General features: G+C 41.8%; 21 protein-coding genes. 12 read left to right on the top strand and 9 right to left on the bottom strand.

The genetic code is table 11. The features are described 5' to 3' along the window. Positions 1-115 precede the first annotated feature (115 nt). From CDG79_RS42180 to CDG79_RS08675, 5 genes are all read right to left on the bottom strand, one after another. Positions 116-3745, bottom strand: coding sequence for an ELWxxDGT repeat protein (locus CDG79_RS42180; protein WP_189524928.1), 3630 nt, complete (start codon positions 3743-3745; stop codon positions 116-118). Positions 3746-4400: 655 nt separating this feature from the next. After that, positions 4401-5363: a protochlorophyllide reductase gene (locus tag CDG79_RS08690; protein ID WP_094341776.1), complete on the bottom strand. Its 963-nt coding sequence runs from the start codon at positions 5361-5363 to the stop codon at positions 4401-4403. A gap of 170 nt (positions 5364-5533) precedes the next feature. Then, complete coding sequence (locus CDG79_RS08685; protein ID WP_094341775.1) at positions 5534-5965, bottom strand: hypothetical protein; 432 nt, start codon at positions 5963-5965, stop codon at positions 5534-5536. Positions 5966-6182: 217 nt separating this feature from the next. After that, positions 6183-7445, bottom strand: coding sequence for a hybrid sensor histidine kinase/response regulator (locus CDG79_RS08680; protein WP_094341774.1), 1263 nt, complete (start codon positions 7443-7445; stop codon positions 6183-6185). A 29-nt stretch (positions 7446-7474) separates the two neighbouring features. Continuing rightward, positions 7475-9361, bottom strand: a complete 1887-nt coding sequence (locus CDG79_RS08675) for an ATP-binding protein (RefSeq protein WP_094341773.1) — start codon at positions 9359-9361, stop codon at positions 7475-7477. 278 nt (positions 9362-9639) lie between these two features. Here CDG79_RS08675 and petN point away from each other — a divergent pair, with 278 nt between their 5' ends. From petN to CDG79_RS08620, 11 genes are all read left to right on the top strand, one after another. Further along, positions 9640-9729, top strand: a complete 90-nt coding sequence (gene petN / locus CDG79_RS08670) for a cytochrome b6-f complex subunit PetN (RefSeq protein WP_012408302.1) — start codon at positions 9640-9642, stop codon at positions 9727-9729. 22 nt (positions 9730-9751) lie between these two features. Beyond that, on the top strand, positions 9752-9898 hold the full coding sequence (locus tag CDG79_RS42175) for a hypothetical protein (RefSeq protein ID WP_189524930.1): 147 nt from the start codon (positions 9752-9754) through the stop codon (positions 9896-9898). A 153-nt stretch (positions 9899-10051) separates the two neighbouring features. Then, entirely contained in the window at positions 10052-13180 is a 3129-nt protein-coding gene (locus CDG79_RS08660; protein ID WP_094341771.1) for a GAF domain-containing protein, read from the top strand. A gap of 123 nt (positions 13181-13303) precedes the next feature. Beyond that, entirely contained in the window at positions 13304-13696 is a 393-nt protein-coding gene (locus tag CDG79_RS43550; protein WP_223278063.1) for a hypothetical protein, read from the top strand. A 22-nt stretch (positions 13697-13718) separates the two neighbouring features. After that, positions 13719-13964: a type II toxin-antitoxin system RelE family toxin gene (locus CDG79_RS08650; RefSeq protein ID WP_094341801.1), complete on the top strand. Its 246-nt coding sequence runs from the start codon at positions 13719-13721 to the stop codon at positions 13962-13964. Positions 13965-14262: 298 nt separating this feature from the next. Further along, positions 14263-14718 (top strand): DUF29 domain-containing protein, encoded by a 456-nt coding sequence (locus CDG79_RS08645; RefSeq protein WP_189524927.1) that lies wholly within the window; start codon positions 14263-14265, stop codon positions 14716-14718. Positions 14719-15061: 343 nt separating this feature from the next. Continuing rightward, positions 15062-15340 carry a hypothetical protein gene (locus CDG79_RS08640; protein WP_094341769.1) on the top strand — a complete coding sequence of 93 codons (279 nt, stop codon included), beginning with the start codon at positions 15062-15064 and terminating at the stop codon, positions 15338-15340. Next, positions 15337-15537, top strand: a complete 201-nt coding sequence (locus CDG79_RS43545; protein ID WP_094341768.1) for a hypothetical protein — start codon at positions 15337-15339, stop codon at positions 15535-15537. Before CDG79_RS08640 ends, CDG79_RS43545 begins: the two co-directional genes overlap by 4 nt. Positions 15538-15937: 400 nt before the next feature. After that, the gene (locus CDG79_RS40865) at positions 15938-16150 is read left to right on the top strand and encodes a hypothetical protein (RefSeq protein ID WP_143855448.1); all 213 of its coding nucleotides are present in this window, start codon (positions 15938-15940) and stop codon (positions 16148-16150) included. A gap of 199 nt (positions 16151-16349) precedes the next feature. Beyond that, the gene (locus CDG79_RS08625) at positions 16350-16556 is read left to right on the top strand and encodes a BrnT family toxin (RefSeq protein WP_262985784.1); all 207 of its coding nucleotides are present in this window, start codon (positions 16350-16352) and stop codon (positions 16554-16556) included. Next, positions 16519-16794 (top strand): BrnA antitoxin family protein, encoded by a 276-nt coding sequence (locus CDG79_RS08620; protein ID WP_223278062.1) that lies wholly within the window; start codon positions 16519-16521, stop codon positions 16792-16794. The genes CDG79_RS08625 and CDG79_RS08620 overlap by 38 nt, the downstream gene beginning before the upstream one ends. 290 nt (positions 16795-17084) lie before the next feature. Here CDG79_RS08620 and CDG79_RS08615 read toward each other — a convergent pair whose 3' ends face one another. Beyond that, positions 17085-17984, bottom strand: a complete 900-nt coding sequence (locus CDG79_RS08615; protein WP_094341767.1) for a DUF4351 domain-containing protein — start codon at positions 17982-17984, stop codon at positions 17085-17087. Between CDG79_RS08615 and CDG79_RS42170 the strand changes: the two genes are divergently transcribed. Next, complete coding sequence (locus CDG79_RS42170) at positions 17973-18128, top strand: hypothetical protein (protein ID WP_189524926.1); 156 nt, start codon at positions 17973-17975, stop codon at positions 18126-18128. The genes CDG79_RS08615 and CDG79_RS42170 overlap by 12 nt on opposite strands. 70 nt (positions 18129-18198) lie before the next feature. Here the strand turns inward: CDG79_RS42170 and CDG79_RS08610 are convergent, their stop codons facing one another. The 3 genes from CDG79_RS08610 to CDG79_RS08600 form a co-directional block, all read right to left on the bottom strand. Beyond that, entirely contained in the window at positions 18199-18954 is a 756-nt protein-coding gene (locus tag CDG79_RS08610; protein ID WP_094341766.1) for a hypothetical protein, read from the bottom strand. A gap of 258 nt (positions 18955-19212) precedes the next feature. After that, positions 19213-20619 (bottom strand): NAD(P)(+) transhydrogenase (Re/Si-specific) subunit beta, encoded by a 1407-nt coding sequence (locus tag CDG79_RS08605; RefSeq protein WP_094341765.1) that lies wholly within the window; start codon positions 20617-20619, stop codon positions 19213-19215. Beyond that, positions 20616-20909, bottom strand: a complete 294-nt coding sequence (locus tag CDG79_RS08600) for an NAD(P) transhydrogenase subunit alpha (RefSeq protein WP_094327626.1) — start codon at positions 20907-20909, stop codon at positions 20616-20618. Before CDG79_RS08600 ends, CDG79_RS08605 begins: the two co-directional genes overlap by 4 nt. Positions 20910-21006: the final 97 nt, after the last annotated feature.

Genomic DNA, 21006 nt, shown 5'->3' with positions numbered 1-21006 from the left:
GTTTTTTGCCAGCAGCTACTCCCCTTCAATTTGATTCTAATTGTACATCTGTTAAAGGTGCAAGTCAAGGAAACTAGCTACACAGCAAAGTTAGGGAATCAAAGTAATGTTTGCATTAGCAAGCATTACTTTGATTCGAGAAGTGGGCTATCTTAACTTGTGCTGTACCACCAACTCCATCTTTATCAAAGAATAGGTTTCCCGTACTTCGATCGTAGATGAAGCGATCGCCTGTTGTTGTCGCACTAGTCCCAAGTCGGAACAAACCCGAATCGAGTATCGTATCCTGAGATTGGCCCAGTCCGAATTCTGCCTTGGAAATGAAGATAGTACCATTTCCAATAGTAAGATTAGCGATGATATCATGACCTCTGGTGCAGGTATCAGTCAGCTTAAAGCTATCTCGCTCAGTTCCACCGAGGAGTACATCGTCAGCTACGCCACCGAATAAGGTGCCATTGCCCAAACCACCAATCAGATTGTCACTTCCTGTATCACCATTTAATTCGTTTGTAGTGATGCTGTCGTTAAAAGTGGTGGAAGCATCATTGTTATTAACCACTGTCAGGGCGAAAACATCGCTGACATCTGTCGTTCCATCACTAGCGATAACTTTGATGTTGAGGCTACCAACGCTGTCATTTGTGGGAGTACCGCTCAAAGTAGTGCTGTTCCAAGTCAACCAACTAGGAATTGGTTCGCCATTTTCCAGGGTGGCGCTGTAGGTGAGGTTATCTGCCGCATCCTCATCTACAAAGGTGTTTGCTGGTAGGCTGAAGTTGAAGGTGGTGTCTGTTGTCGCTGTTTGGTCAGCAATGGCATTTGCCAGTGTTGGGGCATCATTAATATTGTTAACTGCGATCGCGATCGCTTTCTCATAGAATAAGCCACCCCGATCTGTGGTACGTAAACGGATGTTGTAGCTATTTTTGGTTTCGTAGTCGGGTGAGACGTTGATGTGTAACTCGTTACCTACAATTGTGAAGGCGCTATTATCGGTGCTGTCTGCACCTGAAACTAGGGTGTAGGTGTGGGTGTTATCTGTATCAGCGTCAGTGGTGCTAAAGTTGCCAATTACTGTGTCGGCAGGAACATTCTCGTTAACACTAGTGGCACTCAGGCTCAGGTCAGTGGGAGTACTATTCAGGTCAAGCTTAAAAAGTTCTTGCCCAGTATTTCCGTTGTCTGCAAAAAAATAGAGTTTGTCATTGACATAAGTTAGGTTGTTAGGGTTGGAGCTAGCCGTACCAGAGAAGATATCTTTGACGCGGATAGTGCCAGCCTCAGTGCCATCACTCTTCCACAATTCATTACCCCCACTGCTATCAGTGGCACTGAAGTATAGCGTGCCGTTGACATTGGTCAGATTTTGCGGATTAGAGCTGCCTATGCCAGAGAAGATATCCTTGACGCGAACAGTGCCAGTTTCTGTACCGTCACTCTTCCATAGTTCATTGCCCCCACTACTGTCAGTGGCACTGAAGTACAGCGTGCCGTTGATATTGGTCAGATTTTGCGGATTAGAGCTACCTATACCAGAGAAGATATCCTTGACACGGATGGTTCCAGTTTCTGTGCCATCACTCTTCCAGAGTTCATTGTCTCCACTGCTGTCGGTGGCACTGAAGTACAACGTGCCGTTGACATTGGTCAGATTTTGCGGATTAGAGCTACTTGTACCAGAGAAGATATCCTTGACGCGGATAGTTCCAGTTTCTGTACCGTCACTCTTCCACAGTTCAGAGCCACTACTGCTGTCAGTGGCAACGAAGTACAGCGTGCCATTGACATTTGTCAGATTTTGCGGATAAGAGCTACCTATACCAGAGAAGATATCCTTGACGCGGACAGTGCCAGCATCAGTGCCATCACTCTTCCACAGTTCCCGACCCCCACTGCTGTCGCTAGCACTGAAGTACAGCGTGTTGTTGATATTGGTCAGATTTTGTGGATTAGAGCTACCCGTACCAGAGAAGATATCCTTGACGCGGATAGTACCAGTTTCGGTGCCATCACTCTTCCATAGTTCCCGACCCCCACTGCTGTCGGTGGCAACGAAGTACATCGTGCCGTTGACATTGGTCAGAAAGTTCGGGTCAGAATTACCAGTACCAGAGAAGATATCCTTGACGCGGACAGTACCAGTTTCTGTGCCATCACTCTTCCACAGTTCATTGCCCCCACTACTTTCATAGGCACTGAAGTACAGTGTGCCGTTGACATTGGTCAGGTTTTGCGGATTAGAGTTACCTGTACCGGAGAAGATATCCTTGACACGGACAGTTCCAGCTTCTGTACCGTCACTCTTCCACAATTCATTGCCCCCACTGCTGTCGGTGGCTCTAAAGTACAGCGTGTCGTTGACATTGGTTAGAAAGTACGGTTCAGAGGAAACTGTGGCAGTATTTATATCCTTGACGCGGACAGTACCAGTTTCTGTGCCATCACTCTTCCACAGTTCAGAGCCACTACTGCTGTCAGTAGCTCTGAAATACAGCGTGCCGTTGATATTGGCAAGAGAGTTAGGATTAGAGCTACCCGTACCAGAGAAGATATCCTTGACGCGGACAGTACCAGTTTCTGTGCCATCACTCTTCCACAGTTCATTGCCCCCACTGCTATCGCTAGCACTGAAGTACAGCGTGCCGTTGACATTGGTTAGATTTTGCGGATTAGAGCTACCTGTCCCAGAGAAGATATCCTTGACGCGGACAGTACCAGTTTCTGTGCCATCACTCTTCCACAGTTCATAGCCACCACTGCTATCGCTAGCACTGAAGTACAGCGTGCCGTTGATATTCGTTAGATAGTTAGGGTAAGAGCTACCTGTCCCAGAGAAGATGTCTTTGACGCGGACAGTACCAGTTTCTGTGCCATCACTCTTCCAAAGTTCAATGCCTCCACTGCTATCGGTAGCTCTGAAGTAGAGTATGCCGTTGACATTAGTCAGATTTTGCGGATTAGAACTACCCGTACCAGAGAAGATGTCTTTGACACGGACAGTACCAGCCTCGGTGCCATCACTCTTCCACAGTTCAGTCCCTCCAGTGCTGTCGCTGGCACTGAAGTACAGAGTGCCGTTGATATTCGTTAGATTTTGCGGATTAGAACTACCCGTACCAGAGAAGACATCTTTGACGCGAAAAGTGCCAGCCTCAGTGCCATCACTCTTCCAAAGTTCAGTGCCTCCAGTGCTGTCGCTGGCACTGAAGTACAGAGTGCCGTTGATATTCGTTAGATTTTGCGGATTAGAGCTACCTGTACCAGAGAAGATGTCTTTGACGCGAAAAGTGCCAGCCTCAGTGCCATCACTCTTCCACAGTTCAGTGCCTCCAGTGCTGTCGCTGGCACTGAAGTACAGAGTGCCGTTGATATTCGTTAGATTTTGCGGATTAGAGCTACCTGTACCAGAGAAGATGTCTTTGACGCGGACAGTACCAGCCTCGGTGCCATCACTCTTCCACAGTTCAGAGCCTCCACTGCTGTCGATCGCTCTAAAGTATAGTGTGCCATTGATATTGGTCAGATTTTGCGGATTAGAGCTACCTGTACCAGAGAAGATATCTTTTACAAAAACAGTACCAGTCTCTGTGCCATCACTTTTCCAAAGTTCATAGCCCTCACTGTTGTCGATAGCAACGAAGTACAGCGTGCCGTTGACATTGGTTAGATTTTGCGGGTTAGAGGAAACTCCACCAGTATTTATATCTTTTACCAGGCTAATCGATGCTTCTTCTGTTGCCATAATCGTTTTTCCTTAAACCTTTGGATAAGAATCACAAGCGAAATCAGGCGTTGGTTGATGCTCCAATCTTCTTGCTTGCAGAGATGCGATCGCTGAATGCCCTAGCTTCGCTTTTTTACAATTCAACAGCCTCAGTAAAGATGTTGAATTTTATCAAGAAAGAATTTAGGAGTCAGGAGCCAGAATTCACAAGAAGGTTAAGCAATTAGCAATTAATCAAGGGTTTAACATCCTCCATTAAATATTAAATTTAGTGGACTTTAATGGCGGATCTAAATCCTCACACTAATAGATTCTGAATTATTCCTGGAATTTTCTTTATATAAAAATATAAAGCCAATTTATGAGGTATGCATAGATGTGCCCTTGGGAAACCCGCCCACACGACTTGCTCTCCTACGGATCTTTTCATAAATCAAACCGGATTCCTAATAGTCATAATTCATATTTAATCTTCTCTGCTTTTCCTGAAGATTATTTCAGAGTTATGGCTTATACAAATAAGTTGAAATTAAATAAAGCTATCAATAAATTCAGAGGTGACTTAATAATCACCTCAACCATTTTTCACCAGGACATAATGCCGATTAATTCAAAAAAAGTGGATCGATGAATTAATGAATTATGCTCCAGGATAACGCTAAATCCTATGCCATTATGCAATTCCAACCAACTTGGCGCTTAGTTGCCATAAGCGATCGCCTTTGTCATCATCGCGGGCTTGAGGAGAAACCTTTTGAACAAAGGACTTACCATCTTCTTTCTGGCGATTTCCCCAACTCCAATACACACCAGATTGATTATACTCAGGATCGGCAACCACTGCCGCAACCCGTTCTCCTGCCAACTCCTGAGACACATATCCCTTAGTGATGTACTTCTGGAATAATGGAAAGATTTTCTGAAACAGGGGATAGTGGTTTCTAAATAGCGGTGTTTCTGCAACACATCCCGGATAGAGAGAGTTGAAGACGATACCTGTTGACTCGTGATAGCGCTGATGGAGTTCCCGCATGGTTAGCACGTTACAAACCTTGCTGTCTTTGTAAGCTTTGACTGGTTCAAATTTCTTGCCATCAATCATTGAGATTGGCTCTTTAAATCCTTCTGCAAAGCCCTGCAAATCGCCCAAGTCTGGACGCGGCGGAATCTTCCCACCTAGTTCGTCTGGATTGTGGGTGACAGTTCCCAAAATTACGAGCCTTGGATCTGAAGATGACTTCTTTAGATCCTCTAGCATCAGGTTGCACAAAAGGAAATGTCCCAGGTGATTTGTCGCAACACTTAACTCAAATCCTTCTGGGCTTCGCAGTGGCTCCTTTAGCAAAGGCATATAAATTGCGGCGTTGCACACTAAAGCGTCTAAAGAGTTTCCGCTTGCTCGGAAGTTCTTCACAAATTGTCGAACGCTATCCATTGAGCCAAGATCGATATGCATGATAGTGTAGCTGCCCTGGTGGGGGATTCCTACAGATTGGGCTGCAAGTTGAGCCTTCGCTACATCTCTACAGGCCATCACTACATACCATCCCCTTTCAGCAAGAGCCTTGGCAGCGTACAAACCGACACCTGAAGAAGCACCTGTGATTATAACCGTTGACTTCCTATCCAGTACCATTCTATTCTGACTCTGTTAATCGCCTTTTCCTATCTTCAGGATTTTACATCATTGAGTTATCACCTCTCAGAGGTGATTTTTAAACAGAGGTTACAGCACTCCTGATGGAAAAGTTATGCTTCGAGTGACACTGGTTGTAATTTCATCATAACTTTGCTATCACAGCAAAGTTATGATGAAAAAGGTTTAAGCCAACGGAGTTGAATAGCGATATCAAGAGCGATCGCAGCAAACGCAAACCACAATAAACTTTCTGCTGCTAATACCAAAAAAGGCCAAATTGTACTCTTAGAATTCCACCCAAGCTCTATCTGAGTTAATCCCCGCACCAAGCCAAAGGCTAAAACACCACCAGCTTTGAGTTGAGAATTTTTATCTGAGCGGATGATATAACGATAGGTAACACCAAATAATAAGCCAGTAAAAGTTGCAACTGCACCACCGATCGACCAATGCCAGTTAACATTACTTTGCAGACTTGCAAGGATCTCAAAATACTTTGCTAATCCAAAAGTATTCAAGAGACTGGTAAGTATAAAAGTAAAACACATAGATAAACCTCCAACTATTCCAGCCTTGAGGGATTCTATGCGTTCTACCATTAATTTAGGATCTAAAGTTGAATTCACTCTATATAAATATGAGGGATTGGTATTGGGAAAATACTTCCCCAATATCCAATATAGCGGTTATCGATTGGATGAGAACACCAAAGTCCTTGCTGTCAAATCATTTCAGCAAAGTTTTTGTATCTCACTGAACTGCACACCGCTATATGATAAATGCTACAGCAGCTTTGTAATTAATTAAATGCTGTTATTAGATGGGAATTTTGATGATAAACTCAGTTCCCATACCTGGTTGAGAATTTACATCTAATACACCTTTGTGTTTCTCTACAACTATTTCATAAGCTATCGACAAGCCGAGTCCAGTGCCTTTCCCTACGCTTTTTGTGGTAAACAACGGCTCAAACAAGCGTTTTTTAAGCCGTTCAGGAATACCAATCCCATTGTCAGCAATCCGAATTACAACCAATTTCTCATAATCTATTTCTGTTGCAATTTTAATTTGAGGAATTAGATTGCTCATTTTGCCTTCCATTATAGCTTCATCAAGAGCATCAATTGCATTTGCTAGAATGTTCATAAATACTTGATTCATCTGACCTAGATAGCAGTTTACCTCTGGTAGTACTCCATAACTTTTAATAATTTCAATGCCAGGACGAGCGCCATTAGCCTTGATCCGGTGTTGCAAAATCATTAGTGTACTATCAAGTCCTTGGTGCAAATTAGCAGAAATTTTGGTATCACTATCCGAGCGACAGAAGCTGCGGAGTGAATTAGAAAGGTTGCGAATTCGTTCGCTTCCTATCTGGAGTGAGTTCAAAATTTTTCCCATATCTTCGAGAACAAAATTCAGATCCAAGTTCTCAACAGCATTGGTAATTTTGGCTGTTGGGTAGGGATACTCTTGTTCGTACAGGAAAAGCAACTTGGTGATTCCAGCAATGTATTCTTCCAAGGGTGGAATATTGCTAGAAATAAAGTTAATGGGGTTGTTGATTTCATGGCCAATACCAGCGATTAACTCTCCGAGTGTTGATAGTTTTTCTTGCTGTACTAGTTGGACTTGAGCTTGTTGCAAAGCCTTAGTGCGATCGCTAACTTGTTGTTCCAAAGATTCAGTCAATTGTTTGAGTTGTAAATGCACGCGCACCCTAGCAATAACTTCCTCCTGTGCAAACGGTTTAGGGATATAGTCTACTGCACCGAGAGAAAATCCCTTAGTTTTGCTTTCCGTATCCGCCAAAGCAGTGGTGAAAATAATTGGAATGTTTTCGGTGAGAGGATTGGCTTTGAGGCGACGACAAGTCTCAAATCCGTCAATACCGGGCATTTGGACATCCAGCAAAATCAATTCTGGTTGATTGCGTTCAGCTTGGGCGATCGCAGTTTCTCCATCGACTGCAACACGGAAACGAAAACCCTCACTATTGAGAGCTGCACACAGGACAGATAAATTTGTCGGATTATCATCCACAATCAAAATAAATCCATTATTTTGGGGTTTTCTCATCTTCGGTTAAAAATGCAATTTGATTTAAATTAATTGATATATTCTTCAATAAAACTTTCCAACCGCTTGAGTTGGAAATTATTAGCAAGCTGGATTATCTTCTGGACAAAAGTGTTTAGCCGCTCATCAGATACAGAAAGTTGTTCAACTATTTCTAAAATATTTTGAATATCACCGTCTTGTGCTAGTTCGAGCAACTCTTGTAAAACCTCTTGGGCAGGATAAATCGTTTCAGTCTGTTCTTCAAAACTACCTGTAGAGGTTTTTGCGATCGCCTCTAACTTAACGTCAAAAATCCATTCTAACTGCAAAAATTGTCGTAGCATTTCTAGCAGCGTTTCAGCTTCTACAGGCTTTGGTAAAAATGCATCTGCACCGACATCAATACTTTTGTGCTGGTCGACTGCAAACACACTGGCTGAGGAAGCGATGACAGGAATCTCTTTAAATTGCCCAGACTGACGCAAACGACTTATAAACTCAAATCCATCTAATATCGGCATCACTAAATCAGTAACGATCGTGTCTGGTTTGTGGGTTAAAGACTGTGCCCATGCTTCCTGACCATTACTAGCTTCGACAACAGTAAACCCAACTGGTTCTAGTAAATTTACAATTACCGAGCGGTTTTCCCATTTATCATCCGCAATCAAAATAGTGCGCCTTTGTCCTTGATAACCAATAATAGTTCCTTCCTCAACTACTCTAGAAACCTTTGCCCAGTCTTTAGATTCTAATAATTTTGCCTCAAACCAAAAAGTGCTACCTTTGCCAAATTCACTTTGCACCTGAATTTGACCACCCATCAACAAAACAATTTTTTGGCTGATTGCTAATCCTAAGCCTGTACCTTCAGATTGTCGTTTCTGACTTCCCACTTGCTCAAAGGGCTGAAAGATTTTCTCGGCTTGTTCGGGGGTTATACCCGTGCCAGTATCTACTACCTGAAAGCGAATTTTGTAGTTAGTTTTGCCATTGGAATTTGATTCTTGACCAATGACCTGAACTTTGAAGGTGACACTGCCTTGATGAGTAAATTTCATGGCATTACTAAGCAAGTTAATCAGTACTTGCCGCAAGCGTTTTTCATCAGCATGAATACCCGTTGGTAAATTAGGATCGAGTTCGACGTGAAATGCTATGACTTTTTGTTCTGCCCTAATGCGGCAAATTTCAGTCACGCTATCTATAAAGGCAGGGAAGTAGAAATCAATAGGATATAATTCCAACTTCCGGGCTTCTATCTTGGAAAGATCCAAAACATCATTAATTAAGGTTAAAAGATGAGAACCACATTGATAAATAACGCCGAGTCCTTTGCGTCCTTTTTCACTCAAAGATTCTGTGCGTTGGATAATTTGTGTATAGCCCAGGATGCCGTTAAGGGGTGTGCGTAGTTCATGACTCATATTGGCGAGAAATTCACTCTTGGCTTGGTTGGAGTTTTGAGCTACTTCCTCTGCAAGGCGTAGTTCCTTCTCGATGCGCTTGCGCTCAACAATTTCAGTTGAAAGGATTCGATTAATAGCTTCTAACTGGGCTGGGCTAGGTAGTGTCAGAGCTTGAGGCATGAGGTAAAATAACGCAAATGCCGTATATATGGAAATAATGGCAGTTAGAGCTTTTAAAGCACCTGCAACCCAATAGTCTGGATGCCAAAGCGTCCAAATATCTATCAAGTGTCCAGTACCGCAGGCAATGATAAAAGCACCAAATAATAAAAAGACTCCATTAAAAGGAACGTCTTTACGCTTGGAAATAAAGTAAATTAGTAAGAAGGGAATAGAATAATAGGCAAAGGCAATCGTGGCATCAGAAATAATGTGGAGCCAAACTAATCCAGTTTGCCAGAGATAACAATGCCCGTGGGGAATAAAACCGTTAGATTGGAAAAAATAGCTGAAAAATGTCGGCATAATACTAGGGGTTGTTAGATTTGGAATATCCGTAACCCTAGTATTCCCAAAGTATCTAGTTAAGAAAGCGCGATCGCTATTTTTTCACATTAGTCTTGATTAATGCATGAAGTACTAGCCTACCAAGAAAAGATGGTGTCTGCTTTGCGACACCGAACAGCCCGTTGTAGACATCGCCCGCCAAAGTTACAATGTAATCTATAAAAAAAATCTCAGCCTGCCCAATCCCTGTATGATAAATATTAGAAACCTTTTGTAATTATTTGAAAAGCGGGACTATGGAGATTTTGACACTAGGTTGGGTATCGCTGTTAGTTGTGTTTACTTGGTCAATTGCAATGGTAGTTTGGGGACGTAACGGACTGTAGAAGCACTGTGGAAAGTCCATTTTTGAGTATTTTAACAATAGTTGCCATAGTGCTGCTCGTAGTAGTCACTGGTGGTATTGGTTATTTGACTGTGGCAGATTGGCGCGATCGCCGTCGCCGAGATGAAGAAAAACGCACCAGCCGCAGCGCCACTCCCAAGCGGCGATAATTTTCTCGTGGTTGAAAAATGTTTTTGTAGGGACACGATACTATCGTGTCCCTACAATGTTTTTTTGGTATTCCGAGAAAATACTGTTACCTTTGCGATCGCAACGGGAATCATGAGATAGAAGACTTTCAATATTTTAAAGTCCCACTGGGAATGGAAAACTCCTCTACTAATCAACCCATAGAACCAAATTCAGAACGGCAAGAATCTCATTCAGATGTGACATCCTCTTTGCATCAGAATGAGCAACAAAAAGCCTTGTCTGGAGTTATTGCCCGCATTCGCGAGTCTCTAGATATAGACGCGATCTTCAAAATTACAGTCACTGAAGTCCGCCAACTTCTGAAAAGCGATCGGGTTGGCGTGTTCCGTTTCTATCCTAATTTGGCATGGGAAGGGGAATTTATCTATGAAGATGTGGCAACAGAATGGGGTTCGGCGCTAGCAGCCAAACTGCGCGATCGCTGCTTTAGTGAAGAGTTCGCAGAACTATATCAGCAAGGTAGGATTAAAGCAATAGCTGATATTTATCAAGTTAATATCAGTGATTGCTACATCCAGATTCTAGAAAGATTCCAAGTACGTGCCAATATAACCGCCCCCTTAATCAAAGGTAAAGATTTATGGGGATTGTTGTGTATTCATCAGTGTTGTGGTTCTCGGCAATGGGAAGCATCAGAAATTGAGTTTGTGCAATTAATCGCCGAACATCTAGGAGTTGCTTTACAGCAAGCAGACTATCTGGAACAAGTAAAAATCCAATCGGCACAACTAGCACAAGCAGAAGCCAGAGAAAAAGCAGCCCAATGGCAGAAAACTATAGCGATAACCATTGAAAAAATTCGTCAGTCTCTAGACTTAGAAAGCATTTTCCACACAACCACCGGAGAACTGAGGCAGCTGTTAAATGCCGATCGCGTGGCTATTTATCGCTTCAATCCCAATTGGAGTGGTGAATTCGTGTTTGAATCAGTGGCAGAGGGTTGGATTTCCCTGATCGATGAACAATTGCATCGGCCAGAATTGAGTGAAAACGTTAGTGAATGTAGCGCCAAAGATTTAGCTAAACCCCCAGTTGCTGATACCTACTTACAAGATACGGAAGGTGGTAGCTTTAGCAGTTGTGAAGTATACCGGATTTGTAATGATATTTATAATTCAGGTTTTAGCAACTGCTACATTAAAATTTTAGAAATTTATCAGGCAAGAGCTTATGTAATCATTGCCATTTACCACGGTCAGAAACTCTGGGGCTTGCTAGCTGTGTACCAGAACACTGGAATCCGTGATTGGCAAAAAGATGAGGTTTACTTGCTAACCCAAGTGGGTACGCAATTAGGTGTGGCTTTGCAGCAAGCGGAATTTATCCAACAAATGCAAATCCAAGCAGCAGAGATTAGCAAAGCTGCGGAAAGACAAAGGGCGTTAGCGAACACCGTAGAAAAAATTCGTCAGTCTTTGGAAATTGAAGCCATTTTTAAAACTACAACTCAAGAAGTTCGTGGGCTATTAGAAGTGGAACGAGTCGCAATTTACCGCTTCTATCCAGATTGGAGTGGCGAATTTGTCGCGGATTCTATTGTTGATGGCTGGACACCAATGGTTAAGCCGCAGCCAGTGACAGAAGGCATTCTTGTGCAAGGAAAGCAAGCGGGTAAGTATGCACGGAATGAAGCTTTTGTACCAATTTCTCAAGGCGAGAAGTTGTGGGGATTGTTAGTAGCTTATCAAAACTCCCAGCCCCGTTATTGGCAAGATGAGGAAATCAACTTATTGGCACAAGTTGGCGTTCAATTGGGAGTAGCATTACAGCAAGCTGAGTCATTGAAACAGATGCAGGTGCAGACCCAAAAACTTGCTAAAGCCGCCGAACGAGAACGGAAAGCGGCCGAAAGAGAGAAGGCATTAGCCACAACAGTAGAGAAAATTCGCCAGTCTCTTGATATTCATACCATCTTTGCCACCAGTACAGAAGAAGTTCGGCGATTATTGGAAGTCGATCGAGTGACAATCTATCGATTTCGGGCTGATTGGAGTGGCGAATTTGTTGCTGAATCATTAGCCCAAGGTTGGACACCAGTAAGGGAAATTGTACCTGTAGTTGCAGATGATTACTTACAAGAAACCCAAGCCAGAAACTTTGCTAATGGTAACAATATTGTTATTAAAGATATTTACAGCGCCAATTATTCTATCTGTCATATTGCTCTACTCGAACTAATCGAAGTTAGGGCATATATGATTGTGCCGATTTTCCAAGGCGAGAAACTTTGGGGATTACTGGCAGCTTATCAAAATATCAAACCCCGTGATTGGCAAGAAGATGAGATCGATTTGCTGATGCAGATTGGTACTCAGTTAGGTGTAGGACTTCAGCAAGCAGAATTACTCGAACAAACTCAACGTCAGAAAGAAGAAATCACTCAGACTCTTAAAGAATTACAGCACACTCAGAGCCAGTTAATTCAAAGTGAAAAAATGGCAGGATTAGGGCAGTTAGTTGCTGGGGTAGCACATGAAATTAATAACCCAATTAGTTTCATTTATGGCAACATTACTTATGTTAATGAACATACCGAAAATTTATTTAAATTACTGCGCCTCTATCAAAAACAGTATCCTAAGACAACAGAAGAAATTAAAAAGCAAGTTGCAGCACTTGATTTAGATTTTATTAGTGATGACTTGCCCAAAATTCTTACTTCAATGCAGATTGGGGCAGATCGAATCTCTCAATTAGTCTTATCGTTGCGAAGTTTTTCTCGACTTGACGAAACCGGAATGAAGCCTGTCGATCTTCATGAAGGGATCGACAGTACTTTGTTGATTTTACAACATCGACTGCAACCACAGACTAATTCTTTAGCTATTGAGGTGGTTAAACAATATGGTGAATTGCCTCCAATAGTCTGCTATGCAGCCCAGATGAATCAGGTATTTATGAATATTCTCAGCAATGCGCTCGATGCACTGGAAAACTCAGCAACTAGTGGAAAAATAATTGACAATCCTAAAATTTTGATTCGTACAGAAGTTATTGAAGAGAATACTATTCTAATTTGCATCGCTGACAATGGTTGTGGGATTTCAGAGATGGTGCGATCGCACATTTTTGAACCTTTCTTTACCACCAAACAACCCGGACAAGGTACTGGCTTGGGGTTATCTATTAGTTACCAAATTATTGTAGAAAAACACGGTGGTAATATCAAGTGTGTTTCTGAACCCGGTAACGGCTGTGAGTTCTGGATAGAAATCCCAATGAAACGGATAGTTAGCTAAGAAAAAATCAGGCACTTATGTACAGAGGTTAGGAGGAGCGATCGCATTTCAATAAAAAGCAAGCGATCGCCTTTTTTAACGAACCTTTCTAGGCACAGAGGACACAGAGGAAGAAGGGGAGCGATGCCTACCTACGGCGGGCAACTCTTGGAGACGCTACGCGAACGCCTACGCACGATGGAGATTTCTGTAGGCGATCGCTTTTTTGTTTCGCGCAAAGTCGCAGCGAAGCGATCGCCTACTCCAAATCTTCTATACTTGTACTATGTAAAGGTAATCAAATTCTCTATGATTACAAACACTAATACCCAAATGAAAACCAATCAATATCCATTTGCGGAAGAATTAATCACAGATACTCAAGGTAACATTCGTAAAGTAATTATAGATTTTCAAGACTATCTACGCTTATTAGAAGTGATTGAAGATGAAGGATTGATATTAGCAATCAAGGAAGTACAACAAGAAACCCCATTAAATATTAATGAGGCATTAGCAGAATTAGAAAGAGAGTGATACCCAGTATCTATCCAGTTTTATTAAAGATTTAAAAGCGCTCCAAAGTACACCTTACTATGAGACGATTAAAGTACTTGCTTTTGAAGAAATACCACAAATAGCTAACTTTGAAGAAATTACTAATATCAAAAAGCTGCAAGGATATGATGATATTTATCGGATTCGTATAGGTGATTATCGGATCGGGATTATATTTGACGGTGAAACAGTAATCTTTCAGCGTGTGTTACATCGTAAAGATATTTATCGATATTTTCCAAAGTAAGTCAAATTAGTTATTTTGTGGAATTGTGCGATGCCTGCGGCGGGCTTTGCCTACGCACTGTGGAGTTTTGGCGATGCCTTCTCTACGAGACGCTACGCGAACGCCTACGCTCTTTTTAACAAACCTTTCTAGGCGCAGAGAACACAGAGGAAGGAGAGAGCGATCGCTTGGTAGAATACATATTTTATTGCTGATGTTGCAACGAAGCCACTAAATCAGCTTGCATTGAGAAATCTAGTAAGGCTTCGGCTAAATCCTCTAACAATGTTAAAATTATATATCCATAAAGGAGAAGATTATGAGCAATCAATCTGTTCCTAAAACAAATAGTCTCTATGCACAAGATTATCACTTGTGGTTAGAATACACTGTTGATTTATTAAAAAACAAAAAGTTTTTAGAATTAGAGTTAGAAAATTTAATTGAAGAAATTGAAAGTATGGGAAGAAGTGAGAAAAATGCTTTAAGGAGTAATCTTAGAGTGCTTTTAATGCACCTTCTCAAATACAAATTTCAACCCCAGAACCGATCTAATAGCTGGTTATATAGAATCTATGAACATCGTCAAAGATTACAAGAAGCATTTGTAGATAGTCCTAGCTTAAAATACTATTACACGGAAGTTTTTGAAAGTTATTACCAACACGCTAGAAAAGAAGCATCTATTGAAACAGGTCTTCCTCTGTCTATTTTTCCCAAAGACTATCCTTTTTCTGTTGATGAAACCCTAGATTCTGATTTTTTTCCAAATTAATCATAATCGCACACTGGAGATTTTGCAGGCGCTGAGTCAGCCCTGCAATTAGTTCTTCAAGAAAAACACTCACTTACCAAAGATGGGCAAAAACGCCAATTAACACTAGCGGCAGTGACAGCTATTGCAGATTATAGCGGTTCTCGTTTACGTGAGGTACACCCGTAGGGGCACGGCAGTGCCGTGCCCCTACACCTCGTGATGTAATGTTGTACCGCATCTGAATGGGAACCGCTATATGCACCTGGTAGTGAATTAGATATATTCTCTGACTTAGAGGGAGAAGACTTTTGCGACTATCCAGATTAAGACTTCCACAACTCAGGGAATTAGGATAGAACAAATGACCATACAGCTACAATTGAAACCAGAAATAGAAGCTCGTCTCATTGCTGAAGCTGCTGGACAAGGTTTATCGGTAGAAGCTTATCTTGCATCTCTGATTGAAAACAGTTTAACCAGCCATGAAGAAAGTTTTTTTTATCAAGTATCAACCCAGGAAGAATGGGAAGCTATATTAACAGATTTAATAAATAGTCCTGCTTTTTCATTAGCACCAGCACTTTCAGATGCAGCGATTAGTCGAGAGAGTATTTACACCAGAGAAGATGAAATGTTATGAGCTATTTGGTGGATACTAATATTTTGCTGCGTTTGGTACAGAAGAATAGCCCAATGCACTTTGATACTCAAGAGACAAGGGGAATTATCAGGGCAAACGCATCTAAATTACTCCTGATCACAACGAAGGTTAAGAACCAACGAAAAAATCAGGATTTTGCGTTTGATTATTTTTTAAGCCCCAAAGCGATCGCCTAAATCTCTGTCAATAAGCAGCAATTAATGCGACTATTATTGAGCTTATTGATAATCAGAATATCTTGTTGACATGATGCGGCCGCCCTGGGGGAATTATTATATATAATTCCACAGAATCTCATTGAGTTTTGGGCTGTTGCGACAAGACCAATTAATAGTAATGGTTTAGGGTTATCCACGGCTCAAGCATTAGAAGAAACTGAGAAACTCAAGAAGATATTTATACTACACCTTGATACACCTGCTATTTTTGTTGAGTGGGAATCTCTAATTGTTAAATACCAAGTCATGGGAAAACAGGTGCATGATGCACGTTTAGTTGCGGCGATGCTAACACACCAGATTACACATCTACTTACATTTAATATTGATGACTTTAAACGTTTTTCTGCGATTGTAGTTGTTGATCCGCGCAGTGTTACACCGCAGTCTTAATTATATTGCAGAGCGATCGCTTTTTATCTCACGCAAAGACGCAAAGGAAGAAGAGAGCGATCGCACACTAGAGATTTTGCAGGCGAGCGCTCTTTTTAACGAACCACAGAGGAAGGAGAGAGCGATGCCTTCTCTACGAGACGCTCCGCGAACGGCTGGCTTCGCCTACGCACGATGAAGATTTTGCAGGCGATCGCTTTTCAATGATTCAGTCACCCTGATGTTTATATTGAGTTTTCTTTAAAAATGTTTTCAAACGCTTACCATTTCGATTATATGTAACTACAATTTGTAGTTACAAGGGAATTATGGAGTTTTAATGGGATGAAAATAAAAGACTTGCCAATATCCGTAAGCATGGAATCGATTTTATTGATGTGGAAGAAGTATTTGAGGGTGACACGGTAACGGTTAAAGATGATCGTTTTAATTATGGAGAAGAGCGTTTTATTACATTTGGATTAATTGAGGGACGGGTTATTGCTGTTGTCCATACTGAACGAGACAACCTGATACGTATAATTTCTGCAAGGAAGTCAACAAAAAATGAAGAAATCAGATATTTCCAACAAATCGCAGACTGATTGGGAACGGTTGGATGCTATGAAGGATGAAGATATTAACCTTTCAGATTGCTCAGAAGTAACGCCGGAGATGTTTGCATCCGGTGTTGTGCGTCGTGGTTTAAAGTTTAATCCCAAGAAAGTACAAGTGACATTGCGAATTGATAGTGATGTTTTGGAATGGTTTAAAGCAAGAGGAAGCGGATATCAGACGCAGATGAACGCGCTACTTAGAGCATATATGGAAGCACATCAATAATTAACGCGATCGCATATCCGATAAAGTCAGGTTAGGCGATCGCTTTTTTGTCTCACGCAAAGACGCAAAGACGCGAAGCGGCTTCCCGAAGGGTAGGCGCAAAGGAAGAGAAGAGGGCGATGCCTACGGCGGGCAACTCTTGGAGAGGCTACGCCAACGCCTACGCACAATAGAGATTTTGCAGGCGATGCCTGCGGCGGACTTCGCCTACGCTGTTTTTAACGAACCAGAGAGGTGCAGAGGACACAGAGGAAAAAGAGAGCGATCGCTCACATTGTGGAATACATATCTTATTGCTGTTGTTGCAACCAAGCCACTAAATCAGCTTGCATTGAAAAATCTAGTAAGGCTTCCGCTAAATCCTCTAACTGAGTTAACGATAACCCGCGCAGCCGCTCTTGTAATTCAGCAGTAATTACACCAATTCGCTTTGTTAATTGACGCTGGATTATTTTCAATTCTCCTTGTTGTATCCCTTCCTCCATCCAACTGGTGACGATTTGCATAACTACCTGCTGTTGAGTTGGTTCAAATTGAGCAATTTCAGTCTGGAAAATTTCTTCTTCTTGAGCATTTAGCCGTAGATAGGTGTCAATAAACCCAGAAATCAATTGTGTCCGCGCTGGATCTAGCTGTAAGGTAGCTAATAGGCGCAGACACTCAGATTTTACTCTGGGACGGTCTTTTGGCGCTATGTTCATTTTAGCCATGAGCGCACTAGCTACGGGATTTTGCTGTTGCAGATATTCTCGCCAATTCAGACGATTTAACTGGATGACATCATAGTTGAACTGCAAAACAACTTTATTAGGAAATGCTACTTGATGAAAATTTGTTTCAGCTTTTTTGGGGCTATCGTAAGAAAACAACGCGATGGGATACACTGGTAGAGCGTATTTCTCATACAGTCTTGCAAAATAGCGATACATCCGCAAATCAAAAGCTTCTTGATAATAAGCTTGATGTTCTAGATGTACTAGGAAAAACGACTCTTGTCCTCTAAATCTCGCTTTTACTACTAAGTCAGTTTCATATTTTTCTCCAGCAGTAACATCGGTAAATACCTCTTTGTCAATGAAGGAGATCGTATCCCGTTCCAGATAAGCTGTTATCTCTGGAAAAAATAACTCAATGAATTCCGAGAAGAAGGTTGTTAAGAGTTCTTTGAATAGGCGATCGTGGTCTATCATCTCAAATTTATATCATGTTTTGATGAGCGATCGCCTACGCACTATGGAGATTTAGCGATCGCTTTTTTCTCTCACACGATCGCTCTTTTTAACGAACCACAGAGGCGCAGAGAACACAGAGGAAGGAGAGAGCGATCGCACTGATTTTGCAGGCGATGCCTTCGGCGGGCTTCGCCAACGCTTTTTCTAAACGAACCACAAACTAAGCAAATAATTATTTTTCCGCTATTTTAGCAGCTATTGATCTACCAATATTATGGAAATATTCACTTGTTATACCTCTAGTTACAGGATGTTTAGCTATAACAAACACAGTCTGACTATTTTGACAAATTAAGAAACCTTCTGAAGTTGGTGAAAACTCAACATCAGTTATTTTTTCAGTTATTCTTCTCCAAGAATATTCATATCCCTTACCATAGAAAACAACAGTTTTAGGTTGATGTTCTTTTATTCTTTGACTAATATGATTTATTCGCTTTTCAAGACAATAATTTTCATAAGTATCTCTATTAGATAAAAAAGTAAGCTTAGAATATTCACCATATATCCAATGTTTAAGAGATTGTGAGGGTAAAGGTAATAATTCTAATAAACAAGTCTCTTTATCTTTTCTACCTAGCTCGTTTGTTTGATATTCACGAACATCTTTTATATGAATATTCTCTGTTCCTTTGGCACTTAGTACAATGCGAATTATTGACCTCCATACCGGTACATCTAATTTTGCTTTTGCACCTGGTTGAAAACTCGCCCCATATCCGATAGCTTCATGATATTCTGCAACATCATCTATTTCACATCTGCCCCTGTTTGACCATATATTTATTCTTTTTTCAATATTTTGAAAATCTCCTCCTGCTTCTTCCATACCAATAAACCAATAATTTCCTTTATAATTACCATATCCATAAAATGTATCAACTCTTTCTTCTAGAAACTCATCATTAAAAAAATCTTGACTTAACATAACTCTGTTATTTTACTTGGAAAATTAAAAGTTGTTAGTCAAAAAGAATTGAGTATACATGGAATGTCAAGTAAAATAACCAACCTGAAAATTTTCCTAAATTATCAAGTCTATAATAAATAAACTTTCTATTCTTTGCGCCTTTGTATGAGGTAATTTTCCGACAAAAAAACTTGCCTCAGAAGCATCAAACCCCCAAGGCAAGCAAACTCTCTACATTCTTTCTTTACTCCGCGCTCTCTGCGCCTCTGCGGTTCGTTAAAGTTGCTTCACTTCCGAAACCAACTTCGCCACCATATCCTTAGCACTACCAAAAAGCATCGTAGTTTTATCCTTGTAGAACAACTCATTATCTACACCGGCAAAACCCGTACTCATCCCGCGCTTAATTACAATCGTCTGCTTCGCCCGATCTACTTCCAAAATCGGCATACCATAAATCGGGCTATTTGTATCACTCCGCGCCGCTGGATTTACCACATCATTTGCCCCAATTACTAAAGCCACATCCGCTTGATCAAACTGGGGATTAATATCATCCATGTCGTACAACTGGGTATAAGGCACATTTGCTTCTGCAAGTAACACATTCATGTGCCCCGGCATTCTCCCTGCAACAGGGTGAATGGCATACTTGACATCAACACCCATTTTTTCTAACTGATCTGACAATTCCCGGACGCTATGTTGCGCTTGCGCTACTGCCATACCATAACCAGGTACAATTACCACAGAACGGGCATAACCCAACATCATCGCCCCTTCTTCAGGATCGATACTGCGGACACTTTGATCGGTTGCACCACCACTAGCAGCAGCACCACCAGAACTAGAACCTGTACCAAAAGCGCTGAACAGCACACTAAATAAGGAGCGGTTCATCGCCTTACACATAATCTCGGTGAGGATCAACCCGGAGGCTCCCACCAAAGCACCAGCGATGATTAACATATTGTTCATCACTACGAAACCCGCCGCCGCCGCCGCCACTCCTGACAACGAGTTCAACAGCGAGATTACCACTGGCATATCACCGCCACCAATGGGGATGACGAACATCACGCCTAGCACCAATGAAACGCCAACCACTCCCAAGAATATGGGTAAACTATCTGGTGTGATGATTAAGTAGGCACTGCCTACTAGATAAGCACCCAGAAGCAAGAGGTTAAATGGTTGCTGGAATGGAAATGTAATCGGGGAACCGCTAATTAAACCTTGCAATTTGGCAAAGGCTAAAAAACTACCCGTGAAGGTAACACCACCGATTAACACATCCAATAGCATGGAAATATTGACATCTAGCGGTATCGCCTGAGAACTATCTAATAACCGCCAGAATTCGGCAACAGCTACTAATGCCGAAGCCGCACCGCCCAAACCGTTGAGTAAACCCACCATTTGGGGCATTTCAGTCATTTGGACTTTATAGGCTACGATCGCACCAATTCCCGATCCAATCGCCAAGCCCAACAATATCATCTCGTAGTTCAACACATGCTGATCCAGCATTGTTGCCACGATCGCCAGCAACATCCCCACAGCCGCTACAATATTACCGTTCCTCGCTGTAGCAGGCGATCCCAGCTTTTTCAAGCCCAGAATGAATAACGATGCAGCGACTAAGTACGTCAGCTGAATGCCAGTTGGTAAAAAGTCGCTCACGCCTTAATCTCCTTCTTCTTGAACATTTGCAACATTCTGTCTGTCACTAAAAATCCACCCACAACGTTGACTGTTGCCAATACCACAGCAATCAAACCAAGAATTACTGACACACTGGTGTCTCTCGCACCAGCAGCAACTATTGCTCCCAGTACCGAAATGCCAGAAATCGCGTTTGAGCCTGACATTAAGGGCGTGTGTAAAGTCGGTGGGATTTTATTGATGACTTCAAAGCCGATAAAAGATGCCAAAACAAATACAAACAAAGCAGCAAGTAATGCCTCTGTCATGAAATCAAAACTCCTTAATGTAAGTGGGAATTGGGCATTGGGCATTGGGCATTGGGCATAGTTATTTCTTCTTCATCTCCCCCTGCTTCCCCTGCTT

Source organism: Nostoc sp. 'Peltigera membranacea cyanobiont' 232, from assembly GCF_002245985.1.
Classification (GTDB): Bacteria; Cyanobacteriota; Cyanobacteriia; order Cyanobacteriales; family Nostocaceae; genus Nostoc.
The sequence above is the reverse complement of the archived record's forward strand: the minus strand, read 5'-3'. Positions and strand labels throughout refer to the sequence as shown.

What these genes read in the sequence shown, in the direction of transcription:
- CDG79_RS08640 (WP_094341769.1), top strand. Translation starts at nt 15,062, where the DNA reads ATGACCATACAGCTACAATTGAAACCAGAAATAGAAGCTCGTCTCATT.
- petN (WP_012408302.1), top strand. Translation starts at nt 9,640, where the DNA reads ATGGAGATTTTGACACTAGGTTGGGTATCGCTGTTAGTTGTGTTTACT.
- CDG79_RS08690 (WP_094341776.1), bottom strand. Translation starts at nt 5,363, where the DNA reads ATGGTACTGGATAGGAAGTCAACGGTTATAATCACAGGTGCTTCTTCA.
- CDG79_RS43545 (WP_094341768.1), top strand. Translation starts at nt 15,337, where the DNA reads ATGAGCTATTTGGTGGATACTAATATTTTGCTGCGTTTGGTACAGAAG.
- CDG79_RS08680 (WP_094341774.1), bottom strand. Translation starts at nt 7,445, where the DNA reads ATGAGAAAACCCCAAAATAATGGATTTATTTTGATTGTGGATGATAAT.
- CDG79_RS08615 (WP_094341767.1), bottom strand. Translation starts at nt 17,984, where the DNA reads ATGATAGACCACGATCGCCTATTCAAAGAACTCTTAACAACCTTCTTC.
- CDG79_RS08660 (WP_094341771.1), top strand. Translation starts at nt 10,052, where the DNA reads ATGGAAAACTCCTCTACTAATCAACCCATAGAACCAAATTCAGAACGG.
- CDG79_RS08600 (WP_094327626.1), bottom strand. Translation starts at nt 20,909, where the DNA reads ATGACAGAGGCATTACTTGCTGCTTTGTTTGTATTTGTTTTGGCATCT.
- CDG79_RS42180 (WP_189524928.1), bottom strand. Translation starts at nt 3,745, where the DNA reads ATGGCAACAGAAGAAGCATCGATTAGCCTGGTAAAAGATATAAATACT.
- CDG79_RS43550 (WP_223278063.1), top strand. Translation starts at nt 13,304, where the DNA reads ATGCCTACCTACGGCGGGCAACTCTTGGAGACGCTACGCGAACGCCTA.
- CDG79_RS08610 (WP_094341766.1), bottom strand. Translation starts at nt 18,954, where the DNA reads ATGTTAAGTCAAGATTTTTTTAATGATGAGTTTCTAGAAGAAAGAGTT.
- CDG79_RS08620 (WP_223278062.1), top strand. Translation starts at nt 16,519, where the DNA reads ATGAAGAAATCAGATATTTCCAACAAATCGCAGACTGATTGGGAACGG.
- CDG79_RS08685 (WP_094341775.1), bottom strand. Translation starts at nt 5,965, where the DNA reads ATGGTAGAACGCATAGAATCCCTCAAGGCTGGAATAGTTGGAGGTTTA.
- CDG79_RS08675 (WP_094341773.1), bottom strand. Translation starts at nt 9,361, where the DNA reads ATGCCGACATTTTTCAGCTATTTTTTCCAATCTAACGGTTTTATTCCC.
- CDG79_RS08645 (WP_189524927.1), top strand. Translation starts at nt 14,263, where the DNA reads ATGAGCAATCAATCTGTTCCTAAAACAAATAGTCTCTATGCACAAGAT.